Origin of the sequence: Synechococcus sp. CS-1332, assembly GCF_025127995.1 — a bacterium.
Taxonomy (GTDB): domain Bacteria; phylum Cyanobacteriota; class Cyanobacteriia; order PCC-6307; family Cyanobiaceae; genus Cyanobium.
This window is the reverse complement of the sequence record NZ_JAHLYP010000014.1, coordinates 72,450-89,283: the sequence shown is the minus strand read 5'-3', so window position 1 is coordinate 89,283 and position 16,834 is coordinate 72,450. Positions and strand designations below refer to the sequence as shown.

The following is a 16,834-nucleotide window of genomic DNA, read 5'->3' as shown; positions in this document are numbered from 1 at the left end:
AAGGGACGCAGCACCGGCGCGGCGTTCTGGTCAGCGAAACCCCACGGTCAGACCATCGGCACAGCCGACAGCAGCGGTCCCCTAGCGGTGCGTCCAGCGGCAATGTCCCCGTTTGGGGGGCGCGCGATGGCCGGCCATGAACGAGAGTGAAACGATCTCTGCGGGGCCTGCCCCGAAGGATGGCCGATGAGCGCCCGATCGCTTCCAGCGTCCCTGCCGAAGGCCACGATTCCGAAAGTCACCATCGGTGAACTGGAGGCCAACTATTCGATGTACTGCAAGGCCCTGCGCCTTCTGGTCCGCGAAGGACGAACCCTGAAGAAGATCCAGCGCACGGTCTGCTGGCACCGCCTCGAGCAATTGCACCAATGCCTGCCGAGCCAGTACAAGGACCCCGACTACCTCTTTCTGTTGCTGCGGCGCGAAACCAACCGCAAGGCGGCCGGTCTCCCCTGCCCCACCTGAGCCGATCGGATTGATCCGGTAGCAACCGTCACAACAGTTAGTCCCAAGGGGCTTCAGCATCCGAAAGCGGAAGTTGCTTCTAGGGTTCCGGTCCACCAACGCTGGCACTGCCGGCAATGGAATGGATGTCTGGTCCGAGAGGAGCGCATTCGCTGTTCCGGGGACATCACGTCCTCAGCAGTGAATGGCACGGAGGGATAAAAGCCCGGGAGACCGCCCCATTCCCACCGTGCCCAGAGGTCTGCATGATCGAACCGTCCAGCGGCAGCGCGGCCGATGCGGCCGACGCCTTTGATCGGGGTATTCACCCGGCTGGCAGTGAAGGGGCCAGGGCCCTGGAGAAGGAAGCGGCCCTCCCCCTGACGGGCTGGCAGCAGGAGGTCGACCAGGGCCTTCGCTATGGACTGGAGGCTGCCAGCAGCATCGTCGACCGGCGCATCTCCACCTTCTCCCGCGGCGAGCTGCCCCACTACGCCGGCATCAACACCTTCATGAAGGCTCCCTACCTCGAGGACGTGAACCGGGTCGGGGAATTCGACGTGGCGGTGGTGGGCGTTCCCCACGACAGCGGCACCACCTACCGCCCCGGCACGCGCTTCGGCCCCCAGGGCATTCGGCGCATTTCGGCCCTGTACACCCCCTACAACTACGAAATGGGGGTCGACCTACGGGAGCAGATCACCCTCTGCGACGTGGGTGACATCTTCACCATCCCCGCCAACAACGAAAAGAGCTTCGACCAGATCTCCAAGGGCATCGCCCACGTCTTCGCCAGCGGGGCCTTCCCGATCATCCTGGGCGGCGACCACTCGATCGGCTTCCCCACCGTCCGGGGCGTCTGCCGCCATCTCGGCGACAAGAAGGTGGGCATCATTCACTTCGATCGCCACGTCGACACCCAGGAGACCGACCTCGACGAACGCATGCACACCACCCCGTGGTTCCATGCGACCAACATGGACAATGCCCCGGCCCAGAACCTGGTGCAGCTGGGCATCGGCGGCTGGCAGGTGCCGCGCGAAGGGGTGAAGGTCTGCCGTGAGCGGGGCACCAACGTGCTCACCGTCACCGACATCTGCGACATGGGTCTGGAGGCGGCGGCCAAGTTCGCCATCGAACGGGCCACCGACGGCACCGACTGCGTCTACATCTCCTTCGACATCGACTGCATCGATGCCGGTTTCGTGCCGGGAACCGGCTGGCCCGAGCCGGGGGGGCTGCTACCACGTGAAGCCCTCAAGCTGCTGGAGCTGATCGTGCGCAACGTGCCGGTCTGCGGCCTTGAGGTGGTGGAGGTCTCCCCCCCCTACGACGTCAGCGACATGACCTCCCTGATGGCCACCCGGGTCATCTGCGACACCATGGCCCACCTCGTGGTGAGCGGCCAGCTGCCCCGCAAGGCGGTCCCTGCCTGGCTGCACAGCGACTGCAACATGCAGGTCGACCGCGCCTGGAGATAGGGGCGTGCACGAAGTCGACATGACCCGCTGCCTGCTCCTTTCCATGCACGAATGGAAGCAGCAGCACGCCCCCCGGCTGCCCCGGGTGGATCGGGTCCACCTCGAGGTGGGCACCTTCACCTGCGTCGAACCCGACCAGCTGGTGGTCACCTGGTCCGATGCCGTCAAGGGCACCTGGCTCGACGGGTCCGAACTGGTGATCGAGTCGGTGCTCCTGGTGGGGCGCTGCGTCCGTTGCCAGGCCACCTACAGCCCCGAGCCAACCGACGGTTTCCGCTCCCCCTGCTGCCGGCACCCGATGGAGGAGATCGTCAGCGGCCGCGAGCTGCGGATCCGCTCCGTCGCCTACGGCTTCGAGACCGCCACCACACCGCCCACCGCACCCTGCCCCACCCCCGCCTGCTGATCCGCCATGCACATGCCCCTAGAAGACAGCCTCGGCCTCAACCTGCTGGCGGCCAACCAGCACCGGGCCGACCACAACCGCGCGCACTTCGACGCCTGGAACCTGCTCTGCCTCAACGTGATGAGCAGCCCAGGCGCCGGCAAGACCTCGCTCCTTGAGCGCAGCCTCGCTGCCCTCTCCAGCCGCTGGGCCATGGCCGTGCTCGAAGGCGACATGACCACCCTGCTCGATGCCGAGCGGCTGGAGGCCGTGGGGATTCCGGTGGTGCCGATCACCACCGGCCGGGCCTGCCACCTCGATGCCGCCATGGTGAGCGGCGGATTGAAACTGCTGCTGCAGCGGCTGGATCCGGCCGGACTGGATCTGCTCTGGGTGGAGAACGTGGGAAACCTGGTCTGCCCCGCCGAATTCGCCATCGGTGAGCATCGCAAGGTGGCGCTCCTGAGCGTCACCGAGGGCGACGACAAGCCGCTCAAGTACCCGGTCATGTTCCGGGAAGCCGACTGCGTGCTGATCACCAAGGTCGATCTGCTGCCCCACCTGCCGGTGGATGTGGAGCGGATCGAAGCCCACATCCGCCTAGTGAACCCCCACACCGCCGTGTTCCGCCTCTCCGCGACCAGCGGCGAGGGCTTCGACGCCTGGCACGACTGGCTCGGCGCCCAGCTGAACACCATTCAATCCACCCCCGCCCTGATCCACGCCTGATGAGCCACCAGCATCCAGCCTCCGACCCGACCGCAGCCCTGCAGGCCGACCTGCGGGCCAAAGGCGTCCGCTACGCCCTGGCGAGCTTCGTCGATCTGCACGGGGTGAGCAAGGCCAAGGCCGTGCCCCTGGAGCATCTGGCCCAGATGATGGCCGGCTCCGAATTGTTCACCGGGGCGGCCCTCGACGGCGTTCCCCAGGAGGTGAGCGATGACGAGGTGGCCGCCGTCCCCGATCCCGCCAGTGTCACGGTGCTGCCCTGGCAGCGGGAGGTGGCCTGGTTCGCCAGTGACCTGCACCTGCACGGCCAGCCCTTCGACGCCTGCAGCCGCCACATCCTCGGCCGTGTCCGCCAGGAAGCCGCCGCCATGGGCTTCCGCTTCAACCTAGGCATCGAGACCGAGTTCTTCGTGCTCAAGAAGGGGGCGGCGGGTGGCTGGGTTCCCTACAGCGATCGCGACACCCTCGACAAACCGGCCTACGACGTGCGCGGCCTGCTTGACAACCTGCCCTGGCTGGACGAACTGGTGCAGGCGATGAACGATCTGGGCTGGGGGGTCTATTCCTTCGATCATGAAGATGGCCCTGGCCAGTTCGAAACCGACTTCGATTACGCCGAAGTTCTCACCATGGCCGATCGGCTGACCTTCTTCAAGCTCATGGCCAAGGAGATCGCCCATCGCCATGGCCTGCTGGCCACGTTCATGCCCAAACCCTTCGGCGATCGCACCGGCAGCGGCGCCCACTTCAACATGTCCCTGGCGGATGGGCAGACGGGTGCCAACCTGTTCGCCACCCCCGAGGCCACCCCGGGGAAGGTCACACGGCTGGCAGAGCACTTCATCGCCGGCGTGCTCCGCCACGCGCCTGCCATTTGTGCGGTGATCGCGCCCACGGTCAACAGCTACAAGCGGCTGGTGGCCCAGGGGAGCATGTCAGGATTCACCTGGGCACCGATCTTCGTTTGCTACGGGAACAACAATCGCACCAATATGCTGCGCATTCCCTCACCCGGAGGAAGGGTGGAATGCCGAGCTGCCGACATTTCCTGCAACCCCTATCTTGGCGCCGCCCTGATGCTCGCGGCCGGGCTGGAAGGGATCCGCGAAGAACTCGATCCCGGCGCGCCCAATCTGGTCAATGCCTACACACTCAGCGCAGCGGAACGGGCCGAACGCGGCCTGACCATGCTGCCGCGAACCCTCGGTGAGGCCGTCGAGGCATTCGCCCGGGATCCACTTGCCGAAAGCGTATTCGGTGATGCCATGTTCAAGGCGTTTATCACCTACAAACGTGAAGAGTGGGAGTCCTACCACTCCGCCGTTTCCGAATGGGAACAGCAACGTTATCTGGAGTTCTTCTGACCCCCTCTCAAAGGCGCTTCAACAATCACCACCCCCGCGAACACCATCGCTCGGAGTGATTGGCCAAAACGCCGAAGTCAGCCCTGAGCCCCATCTCCAGACGCCATCCTTTCCCCGAATCTCCTGATGTTGAAACCCTCCTTCTTCCGTCGTCAACGCCGGGCCATTTCCCTGGTCCTTATGGCCACCCTCGGGGGAGGATTGCTGGCCGGTTGCCAGCAACCGGTGAGCCAGGAAGCGCCCGTGAAAATCGGCTACAGCGCCTGGCCGGGCTGGTTCCCCTGGAAGGTCACCGAGGTCAAGGAGCTGTTCAAGGCCGAAGGCGTGGCGGCCTCGATGCAGTGGTTTGATGGCTACCTCGACTCGATCAACGCCCTCAACGCCGGCCAGCTCGACTGCAACAGCCAGACCTTGAACGACACCATCAGTTCCGTGGCTGGCGGTGCCGACCTGCAGGTGGTGCTGCAGAACGATTTCTCCACGGGCAATGACCAGATCATCGCCGCGGCGGAAATCACCTCGATTCCAGGCCTGAAGGGCAAGAAGGTCGCCGCCGAAGAAGGCACGGTCGACCACTTCCTGTTGTTGAAGGTGCTCAAGGACGCGGGTCTTTCCGCCAAGGACATCACCTTCGTCCCCCTGGAAACCGGCGCCGCCGCAGCGGCCTTCTCCGCCGGCAGGGTGGATGCGGCGGGCGTCTACGCCCCTTTCACCACCCAGGCCCTGAAGCGACCGGGCAGCAGGGCCCTCGCCACTTCCAAGGACCATCCAGGCGCGATCAGCGATCTGCTCGTCTGCCGCACGGAGTTCGTCGCCAAGAATCCCGAGAAAGTCCAGAAGATCGTCAACGCCTGGTTCGCCACGCTCAAGACCATCAAGGACGATCCAACCGGCACCCTGCCGATCCTGGTGGAGCGCTCCGGTGTCAGCGAGGCTGAGTTCAAGGAATACAACGCCGGCACCACGATTCAGACCCTCGAGGAGAACCGCAGCAACTTCAAACAGGGGACCACAATGCTGTCGCTGCCCTACGCCGCCGAGCAGATCAGCGTCTTCCTGGTGGAGACGGGCCTGGCCAAGGGCAAACCTGACCTGACCAACCTGCTGAATTCCCAGTTTGTCAACAACGCTCCTTGACCACCATGGCCTGGTCTTCCGCCCTGCGCCGCATTTTCTCCCACCCCTGGGTTCTGGGAGTATTGGGCATCCTCACGGTTTTTGGAGTGTGGCTTCTGGTCACCTCCAGCGGCTTGGTCGACAAGCTTTTCCTGCCGGGGCCTGGTGCAGTTTGGTTGGCGGGGACTGAGCAGTTTCAGCGAGGGATTCTGGTGGCGGACGCCGTTGCCAGTATCAGGAGGGTGTTTCTGGGTTTCATGATCTCCGCCGGTCTGGCCTTGCCGATCGGCATTGCCATGGGCACGAATCGCACGATCTGCAACTTTCTAGAGCCCCTCATGGCTCTGATCCGCTACATGCCGGCACCAGCCTTCATCCCTCTACTGATCATCTATTTCGGTTTGGAAGAGCTCCCGAAGGTGATGCTCATTTTCATCGGCACCTTCTTCTTTAACACCTTGATGATCATGGATGCGGTGAAGTTTGTTCCCTCCGAACTGGTGGAAACGGCCCTCACTCTCGGGGGCCGTGGCTTGCCGATCCTTACAAGGGTGGTGGCGCCCTTCGTCGCCCCGCAGGTACTCGACACCTACCGGATCAACATGGCGTCGGCCTGGAATCTCGTGATCGTTGCTGAACTGGTGGCGGCCAACGAGGGCCTGGGTAAGCGCATCAGCCTGGCCCAGAGATTCCTGCGCACCGATGAGATCTTCGTGGGCCTGATCGTGATCGGACTGATCGGTCTACTCATCGATCTCGGCTTCCGGTTTCTGATGCGACGGGCCTGTTCCTGGGCTAACTGAAATTCCATGCATCTACAGGTTTCCAACGTCTCCAAGAGCTTCGGCGAGGGGCGAGATTGCAAGCTCGTGCTCCAGGACATCAGTTTCGAATTGGTTTCGGGCCAGTTCATGGCCTTGGTGGGGAGCTCTGGATCCGGCAAATCCACCGTCATGCGTCTGATCGCCGGTCTGGAGCGGCCCAGCGCGGGCAGCATCCATCTCGACGGCGAGCTGGTGCGGCGCCCTGGCTCCGACCGGGGCATGGTGTTCCAGAAATACAGCCTCTATCCCTGGCTCACGGCCGCCCAGAACGTCGCCTTCGGGCTGTCGCTCCAGGGCAGGGGCAAGGCGGAGATCCGGGAGCGGACCGCCTACTTCCTCGACGTGGTGGGCCTGGCCGATGCGGCCCGCCTGCTGCCGAGGGAACTCTCCGGAGGCATGCAGCAGCGGGTGGCCATCGCCCGGGCCCTGGCCACCGAGCCGAAGGTGCTGCTGCTGGATGAACCGTTCGGGGCCCTGGATTTGCAGATCAGGGAATCGATGCAGGAATTCCTCCACGACCTCTGGAAGACCACAGGACTCACGGCCCTGCTGATCACCCACGACATCGAGGAAGCCCTGCTCCTCGCCGGCACGGTACACATCATGGCGCCGCGGCCGGGCAGGATCGTTCATACCGTTGATGTGCGGCTGGACCGTTCCGATCTGCGCCACCTGAGGGTGTCCCAACCCTTTCTTGAGTTGCGTGAGGAGCTGGCAGGCCGTCTGCGCAGCCTGGATGGCTCCCTGCTCTGAGCGCCCTGTCATGGAGTCGACCGCCACAGCCGCCTTTCTGCCCACGGAGCTCTACCGCTCCGAGGCCGTCGCCGCACTGGAGAGGGAGCACTACGCCTCCCGGTTCTGGCATCCCGTCGCCGCCGCCGCCGATCTGCCCCCGGGCCATGTCCGGGCGGTGGAGCTGCTGGGGATGCCTGTGCTGCTCTGCCACAGCGGCAGTGGTGTCGTCAGGGCCTTCCGCAACCGTTGCCCCCACCGGGCCGTGGCCTTCCGCGAGCCGTCCGAAGGGACCGTGGCTTGCCGAAGGCTGGTGTGCCCTTACCACGGCTGGACCTATGACCTGGACGGCGCGCTGCTCGCGGCCGCCCGGGAAGCGGAGTTCGTCGAGCCGTTCGATCGTGGCGCCTGGCCGCTCGAGGGCCTTGGCTGCCAGGTGCGGGCCTCCCTGATCTGGGTGGCGCCCGGGGCCGATCCGATCCCGCTGGACGAGCAGCTCGACCTACCGCTTCGGGAAGCCGCTGCTGCCCTGGCCCAGCCCCTGGTACCCCTGGCCTTTCACGGCCAGAACCTTGCCTGCAACTGGAAGATCGCCCACGACAACACCCTCGACGATTACCACGTCGCCATCGCGCATCCCACCACCCTGCACAGGATGCAGGGCCCCGTGCGCGGCTACAGCCATCGCTTTGGCACCTGGGCCAATGTGCTCTCCACCCCTTGGCTGGAGACGGCAGCCGACTCGGCGAGGGTGGACGCCGAATTCCTCACCTTCGGACTGCCACCCTGGAACCACCTGCTGGTGTGGCCCGACGGGCGGCTGGCCATGATCCAGTTCCTGCCCAAGGAACTGAACAGCTGCACCATGCAGGTATGGCTGCTGGGTCCTGAAGCGCGCAGAGTTGAGGGGGAGGCCCTGATGGCGGAGATGGTCCGCTTTCTCAACGAAGACCGCGCCTTGGTGGAATCCGCCCAACAGGGATACGGGGAAGGGTTCCGCACCGGACCTCCCCACCGACTGGAGGCCCGGATCCTGCACCAACAGGCGATCTACGCGGCGCTGCTGGGGCCCTGGTACGCGTCAGGACGGATGCCCAGGTAGGCGGCTTCCTTGAACAAGGCCCGCTTGGCGTCCGCATCCTGGCGCTGATCCGCGATGGCGTAGCGGGCGCGCAGGGAGGCAACCAGCACGGCCTGGCGGGGATCGGACCCTTCGGAGGCAGGGGTGGCTGCCGGGGTCGGGGCTTCGATCAGATCCATCACGGTTTGACTCTTTTCTCTATCAACACATGCTATCGCCGACGGCGGCAGGGAACCGGCGGCGCAACCACTGCGCCATCGCCGTGTTGATCGTCAGCAGATCGGCCACCGGCTGGTCGGTGAAGGGAAGGGTGGGCATGTAGCCGTCCGGGCCGAATTCGGGCGTGAAGCTCGGCGGCGGCGCCCCCCGCCCCAACGCCCGTTCGGTGAACAGTTGCCAGCAGGCCAGGTGGGCCGCGAGCGCCTCAGCATGCTCAGGAGCGAAGGGGTGGGACACCTGCGGACCCTGGGCATGGCCCACCCGGGCGTGGATGTGATCCACCCGATCGGCCATCGCCTGAACTGGGTCCAGCTCGGGGGTCATCAGCCGTTCAGCGACAACGCACCAGTGGCTCAGATCCGCCGTGAGCCGCAGCCCGGGCAGGGCGTCCAACAGGGGGGCGATGCTCCACGGCATGCCCAGGCAACGGGATCGGTGGGTTTCGAAGCTCACCGCCAGGCCGGTGGCCTCAGCCACCGCCAGCGCCGCGGCCAGGAAGGAGCGTTGCCGCTCGAGCGGCCAGGCATCGCTGCCGGTGAGCACGGTCACCCGCTGGGGCCGCAGCCCGACGCAGCCGTGCAGCAACTCCGCCAGTTCCGCGAGGTGCTGCTCCGGCGTGCACCCCAGCTCCGGCACGTAGCCGCCGCCGGTGACCACCTCCAGCACCACGGGCCTGCCACAGTCCAGTAGGCGGGCGGGGCTGTCTGGGTCAGCCAGCAGACAGGGATGGCGGATGTTCAGCTCCAAGCCGTCGAAGCCGCCACGCCCGGCGGTCTCCAGGGCCAGGTCCAGGGAGCCCTGGAAACCCCACAGGGAAAAGAACTGAAGGGACGTCACCGGATCCGCCTCAAGCGAGACCCACTCTTCCCTGCCGCAGATCGGGGACGGGTAACCAGATGCACCAGACGCCACACCCGATTCAACTGTCCACCACGAACGGTGTCGGGTCGACCGCGAGCGGGACAGTGGGGTTCGGTGTTCCCATTCGGCAAGCCAGCTGCCCCCCTCGTGACCGCTTCACCCTCCTCCGCACCACCGGCAACCGGCCCGGAAACCGCCTCTCCGTTGCTCTCAGGCCCCCTGCTGCAGCGTCTCAACGAACGCAGCGATGGTCCCGCTTGGCGGCAGCTGGCCTTCCATCTCACACTGCTGGCGGTTGGTGCCCTGCTCTGGAGCTGCCCTGCGTTTCCCGCGCTGCCCACCGCTGTCCTCTGGGCCTTGCGGCTGGTGGGTCTGCTGCTGCTCGGCTGGGGGCTGGCCTTCGGCTTCTGCGCCATGCACGAGTGCGGTCACCGCACCGCCTTTGCCAGCAAGGGCGCCAACGACATCGTGGCCTGGTGGGCCGGTGTACTGAGCTTCTACAACGCCGACTACTACCGCCGCTACCACCAGTGGCACCATCGCTTCACCCACCAGCCGGGCCTCGATCCCGAGCTTGAGCAAGCGCCCCCCAGCTCCCTGGGTGGTTATCTGCTGGAGCTCAGCGGCCTGCCCTGGTGGATCGGCAAGATCCAGGGTCACGCCGCGGGCCTGCGCGGTGACTTCGGCGGCAGGCCCTACATCCCCGCCGAGGCCACGGCGGCCGTCACCCGTTCCATCCGGCTTCAGTTCGCCGTCTACGCCGTGCTGCTGGCGGCCTCCCTGTGGCAGGCCAACGGCGCCCTGTTCTGGTTCTGGCTGCTGCCCCTCGCCGTCGGCCAGCCCCTGCTGCGTTTCGTGCTGATGGCCGAGCACGGCGGCTGCAGCACCGGCACCGACGGCCTCAGCAACACCCGCACCACCATTACCCTGCCGCCCCTGCGCGGGCTGATGTGGGAGATGCCGTTCCACGTCGAGCACCACCTCTACCCCTCGTTGCCCTTTCACGCCCTGGCCGAGGCCCACGGCCATCTGGCCCCCCATGAGGTGCATCTCGATCCTGGTTATCTGGCCGTGCATCGCGGCTTCCTGAGCGATCCCGCCCGGCTCGCCCTCCCCTGAGTCCTGATCCCTTGCCACCCTCCCTCGCTCCCCCGCGCCGCTTCGCGCTTGGGGATGTTCCCCTCGCCGGTGGGGGATTGCTTCCCGCCGCTTCGCTCGACTACCGGGTCTACGGAACCCTGGCCGAGGACCGCTCCAACCTGGTGCTCTACCCCAGTTCCTATGGCGCCTGGCCCGAGGACATCGACTGGGTGGTGGGTCCGATCCTGGATCCGGAGCGCTGGTGCGTGGTGCTGGTGAGCCAGTTCGGTAACGGCCGCTCCAGCAGCCCGAGCACCGGTGCTCCAGGACTGGCCGGCGGCCGCTGGCCCGTCGATCACCGCGACAACGTGGCCGCCCAGCGCAGGCTGCTGGAGGAGGAGTTCGCCGTGCGTTCACCGGCCCTGATCTACGGCTGGTCGATGGGCGCCCAGCAGGCCTACCACTGGGCCGTGCTGGAGCCGGAGCGGACCCAGAGGATCTGCTGTGTTTGCGGCACGGCGCGCACCACCCCCCACAACCGGGTGTTCCTGCTCAGCCTGCGCCAGGCCCTCACCGCCGATCCCAGCTGGGATGGGCTCCGCTTCCGGGGCGTGCCGGAGCAAGGGTTGCGCACCTTTGCCCTCATCTACGCCAGCTGGGCCGCCAGCCAGCCCTTCTACCGCCGTGGCGCCCATCAACAGCTGGGCTACGCCAGCGTCGAGGCCTACGTCGAGGAGGCCTGGCTGCCGGCCTACCGCCGCCACGACCCCCATGACCTGCTGGCGATGCTGGACGTCTGGCTGGCGAACGACGTGGCCGCCGCCGCCGGAATCGCCACGGCGGACGCCGCCGCCGACCTGGCCGCAGCCCTGGGCCGGATCCGGGCCCGCACGGCCGTGATCGCTGGCCGCCACGACCTCTATTTCACCCCCGAGGACTGTGGGGCCGAAGCCGCCCTGATCAGCGGTGCCCACTTCGAGGTCCTCGAATCCGACCTGGGCCACCGGGCCGGCAATCCCCGCGACGCCCCGGCCGAACAGCGCCAGCTGCGGGCCGCCGTGGACCGGCTCTGCGCCGGCTGACAGCCTCCAGGCCCCTTGGCCCCCAATCTCCTCTCACCACTTCCCGATGACCGACCTGGCCCGCTTTGCCGCCACCCATGGCATCCGGCACTTCCTCTTCTCCTTCTGCGATCTCTTCGGGGTGCAGCGGGCCAAGCTGGTACCGGCGGCCGCGGCCGCCGAACTGGCCCGTTCCGGAGCCGGCTTCGCCGGTTTCGCCGCCTGGCTCGACATGACGCCGGCGGACCCGGACGTACTGGCGCTCCCCGACCCCACCAGCCTGATGGTGCTCCCCTGGCAGCCCGAGGTGGCCTGGGTGGCCACCGATCTGCAGGTGGAAGGGCTGGCGCTGGAGCAGTCCCCCCGGCGTGTGCTGCAGCGCCAGATTGCCCGGGCGGCCGCCCTGGGCCTGCAGTTCCGCAGTGGCGTGGAGGCGGAGTTCTTCCTGATGGACCCGGAGAGGGACGCCATCGCCGATGGCCTCGACCGGCAGTCGAAGCCCTGCTACGACCAGCTGGCCCTGATGCGGCACTACCCCCTGATCAGTGAGCTGCTGGAGGGCATGGAGACCCTTGGCTGGGGGCCGTACCAGGCTGATCACGAAGACGCCAACGGCCAGTTCGAACTCAACTGGACCTATGCCGAATCGCTGCTGACCGCCGATCGCCATGCCTTCTTCCGGGTCATGGCGGCCTCCCTGGCCGAACGCCATGGGGCGCGGGTGAGCTTCCAGCCCAAGCCGATTGCGGCCCTCACCGGCAACGGCGCCCACCTGCATGCCTCCCTCTGGGACGAAGCCGGGCACAACGTGTTTCACGACCCGGCGGGGGAGAAGGGTCTGTCGGAACTCGCCTATCAGTTTGTCGCTGGCCTGCTGGTCCATGCTCCGGCCCTTTGCGCCCTCACCAATCCGGTGGCCGGCAGCTACCGGCGGCTGGCCAGGTCCGTCACCAGCTCCGGCGCCACCTGGTCGCCCTCCTGGATCAGCTACGGCGGCAACAATCGCACCCACATGGTGCGCATCCCCGACGACCAGCGGATCGAACTGCGCCTGGGTGACGGCGCCGCGAACCCCTACCTGCTCCAGGCCGCCGTGCTGGCGGCGGGGCTCGACGGCATTGAGCGCCGCCTCGAACCCGGCCCCCGCAGCGATCTGAACACCTACGTGCAGGCACCGGACGGTGCTCCCTCCCTGCCCACCTGTCAGGCCGATGCCCTGGAGGCGTTCCGCCACGACGGACCGCTGCGGGACTCCCTGGGCGAGGCGTTCTGCTCGGCCTACGAAGCCCTCGTGGCCCAGCGCAGCGATGGCTGAGATCGCCAGGGGTACGTCATCCCGAGGCCGGTGGAAGATCAGCAGAACTGCCTATAGCCAGGGAAGGCCAGAAGGGAGAGAGTAAGTGCATCAACCAGGAGGCTCCAGCGATGGAAGAGACACCACCCGGTCAGATTTCAGGAGTTCGTTGACGGCAGGCCCCTGCTCCAACAGTCTTGTTCCCACAACAGGTTTCCCGTTCTCTTGCAGATCACCCGATGCATCGTTCAGGTGCCCACGGGTCTACGGAAACCAGCCCCTGGATGCCTCGGCCCCAGGTGCCACCACCAGCAGCTCCGACTCCGAAAACCACCCCCCGGGGACTCCTACGGATCCCCAGCCCAGCTGACCTCTTTTCGATGGCGCGTTCATAACGAAGTTGGCATCCTCGGCCCCCTTCGTCATCACCCATCAACGGTCCCCAAGGACCTGATCGTCAGCCCTTCTGATCGTCCAATCACACACCGACATCATCAGACTCAACAACACAAGACAGGAACGATCGCCGTTCCACCCAAGCCCGGCTCCCATGAATGCCGGGCTTTTTCATGGGCTCCGCTGGCATCGAGGGGGGAGTTCTGACCCTGGAACGTGGCCAACGGCCCTGGCCCGTGGTCCGTGGAAACCACCTAGGTTTGCTTAACAATTGGTCAGGGTTGATGACGCGCTTGCCCTGGGCCGTGTTGTTGCTGACGCTGCTGGGGGCCCGCTACCTGAGCTGGCGCCTGAGCGCGAGCCTGAACCTGGCCACCCCCCTGGCTGCCAGCTTGAGCCTGCTGACGCTGGCGGCTGAGCTGGTGCTGCTGGCCGGCTTCTTCCTGCAACTCTGGTTCACCCTGCTACCCGAGCGGCCCGCGCCTGAGGCGACCCCGGTCCCCCTGCCGTCCCCGGCGGTCGATGTGCTGGTGCCCAGCTGCGGTGAACCGGCCGACCTGGTGGAGCGTTGCCTGCGGGGCTGCCTGGCGATGGACTACCCGGAGCTCACGGTCTGGCTGCTCGATGACGCCGGGCGGCCGGAGCTGGCGGAGCTCTGTGACCGCCTTGGCTGCCGCTATCTCGCCCGGGAAGACCACCGTCATGCCAAAGCCGGCAACCTCAACCACGGTCTGCGCCACTGCCAGGGCGATCTGGTGGCGGTGTTCGACGCCGATGTGGTGCCCCTGCGGCCGTTCCTGAGCCGCACGGTCGGCCTGTTTACAGATCCGTCCGTGGGCTTCGTGCAGACCCCCCAGAGCTACATGAACGCCGATCCGGTGATGCGCAACCTGCGCCTGGAGCGCTGGCTGCTGCCGGATGAGGAAAGCTTTTACCGCTGGATCCAGCCCACCCGTCAGAACCTCAATGCGGTGGTCTGCGCCGGCACCTCGTTCGTGATGCGGCGCGATGCCCTGGATCGGGTGGGGGGCTTCGAAACGGCCACCCCCTCGGAGGATCTCGCCACCGGTATCCGGATCACCGCCGCGGGCTACCGCAACCACTACCTCTCGGAGAAACTCAGCGCCGGCCTGGCCCCCTTCACGGCGGCGGCCATGGCCCGGCAACGCTGCCGCTGGGGCAGCGGTTCGCTGCAGACCCTGCGCACGGGCGCCGACCCGCTGCGCATCCCAGGGCTCAGTCCGCTGCAACGGCTGGCCTACGGCGAAGGCATCCTGCACTGGTTCAGTTTCCCGGCCCAGCTGGTGCTGCTCTGCACACCGCTCAGCCTGGGCCTGCTGGGGATTGCGCCGATCCTCATCGGCAGGGAAGCGCTGGTCAGCGTTGCCCTGCCGTTCTTCCTCTGTCAATTGCTGCTCACCCGCTGGCTGAGCGGCCACGCCCGTGCAGCGATCCTGCCGGAGCTCTACCGCTGGATCTTCCTGCTGCCCATCTGCGCCGCCGTGGTGTCCACGGCCCTGGGGCGGCCGCGCCGGTTCAGGGTCACCCCGAAGGCGGTGACCGGCATCGGAGCCACCGGCCCCGATATGGGCCTGCTGCTGCCGCTGCTGGTGCTGCTCGGTCTGCAACTTCTTGCCCTGGGCAACCTGGCGTCCGGTCGGCAGCCGCTGCTGGTGAGCCAGGGGGCGGCGCTGCCGGTCTCGGCCGCCACCCTCGGGGTGCTGCTGGGCTGGAGCCTGCTCAACGGTCTGCTGCTGCTGCTGGCGATCCGGAGCTGCTGGGATCGGCCCCGGAGTGATGGGGTGCCCTGGTTCGCCCTGTGCCTCCCGGTCCGCCTGCACCACCAGGGGGAGATGGTGCCGGGACGGCTTCAGGCGATCAGCGCCACGGGCGCCGAACTCAGCCTGGAGAGCGGAGTTGATTCCAGGCGTCTGGAGGCGAGAGGCCCCCTGACCCTGGAGGGCCTGCTGCCGGGCCGAACACTGCCGTTCGTGCCGGTGGCCCAGCGCGCCGCTGCCATCGGCGGAACCTGGGGACCGCTCACGCCCTTCGAGCGGGATCAGCTCGAGACCTTGCTCTACCGACGCGAGGGACTCTGGCCCACCCTGCGGGCGCCCTTTGAGCTGCGCACCCTGCCGCTGGTGCTGCTGCGGATGCTGGAGCGGATCGGTCCGGAGAGCTGGTTCCGCCGCAGCCTCATTCCCCAGCTTCCACCGCAGGGGGCACTGCCGCTCCCCAGGCATGCAGACCTTCCAGCACGGGCAGCAGCGCCTGACCCCGTTCGGTGAGTCCGTACTCCACCCGGGGCGGCACCTCGCTGAAGACGCGACGCCACACCACGGCATCAGCCTCCAGTTCCCGCAGCTGGGCCGTCAGCACCTTGTGGCTCACGCCCACAAGCGACCGCTGCAAGGCCGAGAAGCGCCGCACACCGCCGCTGAGCTCACGCACGATCATCAACTTCCAGCGGCCACGCATCACCCGCAAAGCGAGTTCGGCCGGACAAGGCTGGTGGTCTCCGGTGCCCTCGGGATCGTCGAGAAACGTCGTCACGGGTACGGGGGTTACCAGCGGGTGACCCAGGCACCATTCGGTGCGTTCTTGTCAGGCACGGTACGCGTCCGCCAAAGTCGCTGCATGAACTTATCAATCCTGCCCGGCCCAGGGCCTTCCCACTCCCCCCTGCTGGTCTCCACACGATGAGCGACCTGTTCACCCCTCTGACGGTGGGTCCGCTGGAGCTGCCCAATCGGGTGCTGATGGCCCCCCTCACCCGCGCTCGCGCCGAACCTGGCCATGTCCCTGGCCTGCTGATGGCCACCTACTACCAGCAGCGAGCCAGTGCCGGCCTGGTGATTGCCGAGGCCACCATGGCGATGGAGGGCAACTCCGCCTTCTGGCACGAGCCCGGTATCCATTCACCGGCCCAGGTGGAGGGGTGGCGGCTCAGTACCGAAGCGGTGCACGCCGCCGGTGGGCGGATCGTGTTGCAGATCTGGCATGGCGGTCGGGCCTGCCACCCCCTGCTCAACGAGGGCCGTCAGCCGGTGGCGCCGAGCCCGATCGCCATCACCGGCGACGAGGTTCACACCCCCGAAGGGAAGCAGCCCTATGTCGTCCCCCGGGAGCTGGCCGATGACGAACTGCCGGCGATCGTGGCCGGGTTCCGGCAGGCCGCTCGCAATGCCACCGCCGCCGGCTTCGACGGGGTGGAAGTGCATGGCGCCAACGGCTATCTGCTCGATCAGTTCCTGCGGGACGGCAGCAACCGGCGCAGCGGTCCCTACGGAGGACCGATCGGCAACCGGGCCCGGCTGCTGCTGGAGGTGCTGGAGGCCGTTCAAAGCGAATCACCCCTGGTGGGCCTGCGGATCTCGCCCCTCAATGGGTACAACGCCATGGTGGACAGCGACCCCATCGGACTCTCCAGCTGGCTGGCCGAGCGGCTGAATGCCACCGGACTGGACTACCTGCACGTGATGCGGAGTGACTTCCTCGGCCAGCAGACGGGCGACGTGCTCACCCCGATCCGCGCAGGGTTTGGTGGGGTGCTGGTGGGCAACATGGGCTATAGCGCCGAGGAAGCCAACGCGGCCATCGCCGCCGGCCAGCTTGATGCGGTGGCCTTCGGCAATGCCTTCCTGGCCAACCCCGACCTGCCTGAACGGTTCCGCCGCGGAGCCCCACTGCAGGACCCCGATCCAGCCACGTTTTACACCGCCGGTCCAGCCGGCTACACCGACTACCCCTTCCTGGAGGCCGCCTGA

General features: G+C 66.9%; 17 protein-coding genes and 1 riboswitch. Of the genes, 14 read left to right on the top strand and 3 right to left on the bottom strand.

Features of this window, described 5'->3' with window-relative positions; all coding sequences use genetic code 11:
- Positions 1 to 186 precede the first annotated feature (186 nt).
- From KQ305_RS02805 to KQ305_RS02765, 9 genes are all read left to right on the top strand, one after another.
- Positions 187 to 465: a DUF3136 domain-containing protein gene (locus KQ305_RS02805; protein ID WP_254958104.1), complete on the top strand. Its 279-nt coding sequence runs from the start codon at positions 187 to 189 to the stop codon at positions 463 to 465.
- A 68-nt stretch (positions 466 to 533) separates the two neighbouring features.
- A riboswitch (guanidine-I (ykkC/yxkD leader) is annotated at positions 534 to 679 on the top strand.
- A gap of 31 nt (positions 680 to 710) precedes the next feature.
- Complete coding sequence (gene speB / locus KQ305_RS02800; RefSeq protein WP_259723927.1) at positions 711 to 1,925, top strand: agmatinase; 1,215 nt, start codon at positions 711 to 713, stop codon at positions 1,923 to 1,925.
- A 19-nt stretch (positions 1,926 to 1,944) separates the two neighbouring features.
- A complete protein-coding gene (locus tag KQ305_RS02795; RefSeq protein ID WP_399230382.1) occupies positions 1,945 to 2,331 on the top strand; it encodes a hydrogenase maturation nickel metallochaperone HypA in 387 nt (128 codons plus the stop codon).
- Positions 2,332 to 2,337: 6 nt separating this feature from the next.
- Positions 2,338 to 3,039: a hydrogenase nickel incorporation protein HypB gene (hypB, locus tag KQ305_RS02790; RefSeq protein ID WP_259723925.1), complete on the top strand. Its 702-nt coding sequence runs from the start codon at positions 2,338 to 2,340 to the stop codon at positions 3,037 to 3,039.
- Complete coding sequence (gene glnT, locus KQ305_RS02785) at positions 3,039 to 4,403, top strand: type III glutamate--ammonia ligase (protein WP_259723924.1); 1,365 nt, start codon at positions 3,039 to 3,041, stop codon at positions 4,401 to 4,403. Before hypB ends, glnT (KQ305_RS02785) begins: the two co-directional genes overlap by 1 nt.
- 126 nt (positions 4,404 to 4,529) lie before the next feature.
- On the top strand, positions 4,530 to 5,540 hold the full coding sequence (locus tag KQ305_RS02780; RefSeq protein WP_259723923.1) for an ABC transporter substrate-binding protein: 1,011 nt from the start codon (positions 4,530 to 4,532) through the stop codon (positions 5,538 to 5,540).
- 5 nt (positions 5,541 to 5,545) lie between these two features.
- Positions 5,546 to 6,322 carry an ABC transporter permease gene (locus KQ305_RS02775; protein WP_259723957.1) on the top strand — a complete coding sequence of 259 codons (777 nt, stop codon included), beginning with the start codon at positions 5,546 to 5,548 and terminating at the stop codon, positions 6,320 to 6,322.
- 6 nt (positions 6,323 to 6,328) lie between these two features.
- Positions 6,329 to 7,096, top strand: a complete 768-nt coding sequence (locus KQ305_RS02770; RefSeq protein WP_259723922.1) for an ABC transporter ATP-binding protein — start codon at positions 6,329 to 6,331, stop codon at positions 7,094 to 7,096.
- 10 nt (positions 7,097 to 7,106) lie between these two features.
- The gene (locus KQ305_RS02765; protein ID WP_259723921.1) at positions 7,107 to 8,177 is read left to right on the top strand and encodes an aromatic ring-hydroxylating dioxygenase subunit alpha; all 1,071 of its coding nucleotides are present in this window, start codon (positions 7,107 to 7,109) and stop codon (positions 8,175 to 8,177) included.
- On the opposite strand, the gene KQ305_RS02760 is transcribed toward KQ305_RS02765, so the two are convergent.
- Positions 8,126 to 8,335, bottom strand: a complete 210-nt coding sequence (locus KQ305_RS02760; RefSeq protein WP_259723920.1) for a hypothetical protein — start codon at positions 8,333 to 8,335, stop codon at positions 8,126 to 8,128. The two genes, KQ305_RS02765 and KQ305_RS02760, sit on opposite strands and share 52 nt — an antisense overlap.
- Positions 8,336 to 8,357: 22 nt before the next feature.
- Positions 8,358 to 9,212, bottom strand: coding sequence for a sugar phosphate isomerase/epimerase (locus KQ305_RS02755; RefSeq protein ID WP_259723919.1), 855 nt, complete (start codon positions 9,210 to 9,212; stop codon positions 8,358 to 8,360).
- A gap of 171 nt (positions 9,213 to 9,383) precedes the next feature.
- Here KQ305_RS02755 and KQ305_RS02750 point away from each other — a divergent pair, with 171 nt between their 5' ends.
- From KQ305_RS02750 to KQ305_RS02735, 4 genes are all read left to right on the top strand, one after another.
- On the top strand, positions 9,384 to 10,355 hold the full coding sequence (locus tag KQ305_RS02750; RefSeq protein ID WP_259723918.1) for a fatty acid desaturase: 972 nt from the start codon (positions 9,384 to 9,386) through the stop codon (positions 10,353 to 10,355).
- Between the two features lie 11 nt (positions 10,356 to 10,366).
- Positions 10,367 to 11,398 carry an alpha/beta fold hydrolase gene (locus KQ305_RS02745; RefSeq protein ID WP_259723917.1) on the top strand — a complete coding sequence of 344 codons (1,032 nt, stop codon included), beginning with the start codon at positions 10,367 to 10,369 and terminating at the stop codon, positions 11,396 to 11,398.
- A gap of 46 nt (positions 11,399 to 11,444) precedes the next feature.
- A complete protein-coding gene (glnT, locus tag KQ305_RS02740) occupies positions 11,445 to 12,692 on the top strand; it encodes a type III glutamate--ammonia ligase (protein WP_259723916.1) in 1,248 nt (415 codons plus the stop codon).
- Between the two features lie 659 nt (positions 12,693 to 13,351).
- Positions 13,352 to 15,355: a glycosyltransferase gene (locus KQ305_RS02735; RefSeq protein WP_259723915.1), complete on the top strand. Its 2,004-nt coding sequence runs from the start codon at positions 13,352 to 13,354 to the stop codon at positions 15,353 to 15,355.
- Here the strand turns inward: KQ305_RS02735 and KQ305_RS02730 are convergent.
- Positions 15,264 to 15,620, bottom strand: a complete 357-nt coding sequence (locus tag KQ305_RS02730) for a helix-turn-helix domain-containing protein (protein WP_259723914.1) — start codon at positions 15,618 to 15,620, stop codon at positions 15,264 to 15,266. The two genes, KQ305_RS02735 and KQ305_RS02730, sit on opposite strands and share 92 nt — an antisense overlap.
- A gap of 146 nt (positions 15,621 to 15,766) precedes the next feature.
- On the opposite strand from KQ305_RS02730, the gene KQ305_RS02725 reads away from it, so the two are divergent.
- Positions 15,767 to 16,834 carry an alkene reductase gene (locus tag KQ305_RS02725; protein ID WP_259723913.1) on the top strand — a complete coding sequence of 356 codons (1,068 nt, stop codon included), beginning with the start codon at positions 15,767 to 15,769 and terminating at the stop codon, positions 16,832 to 16,834.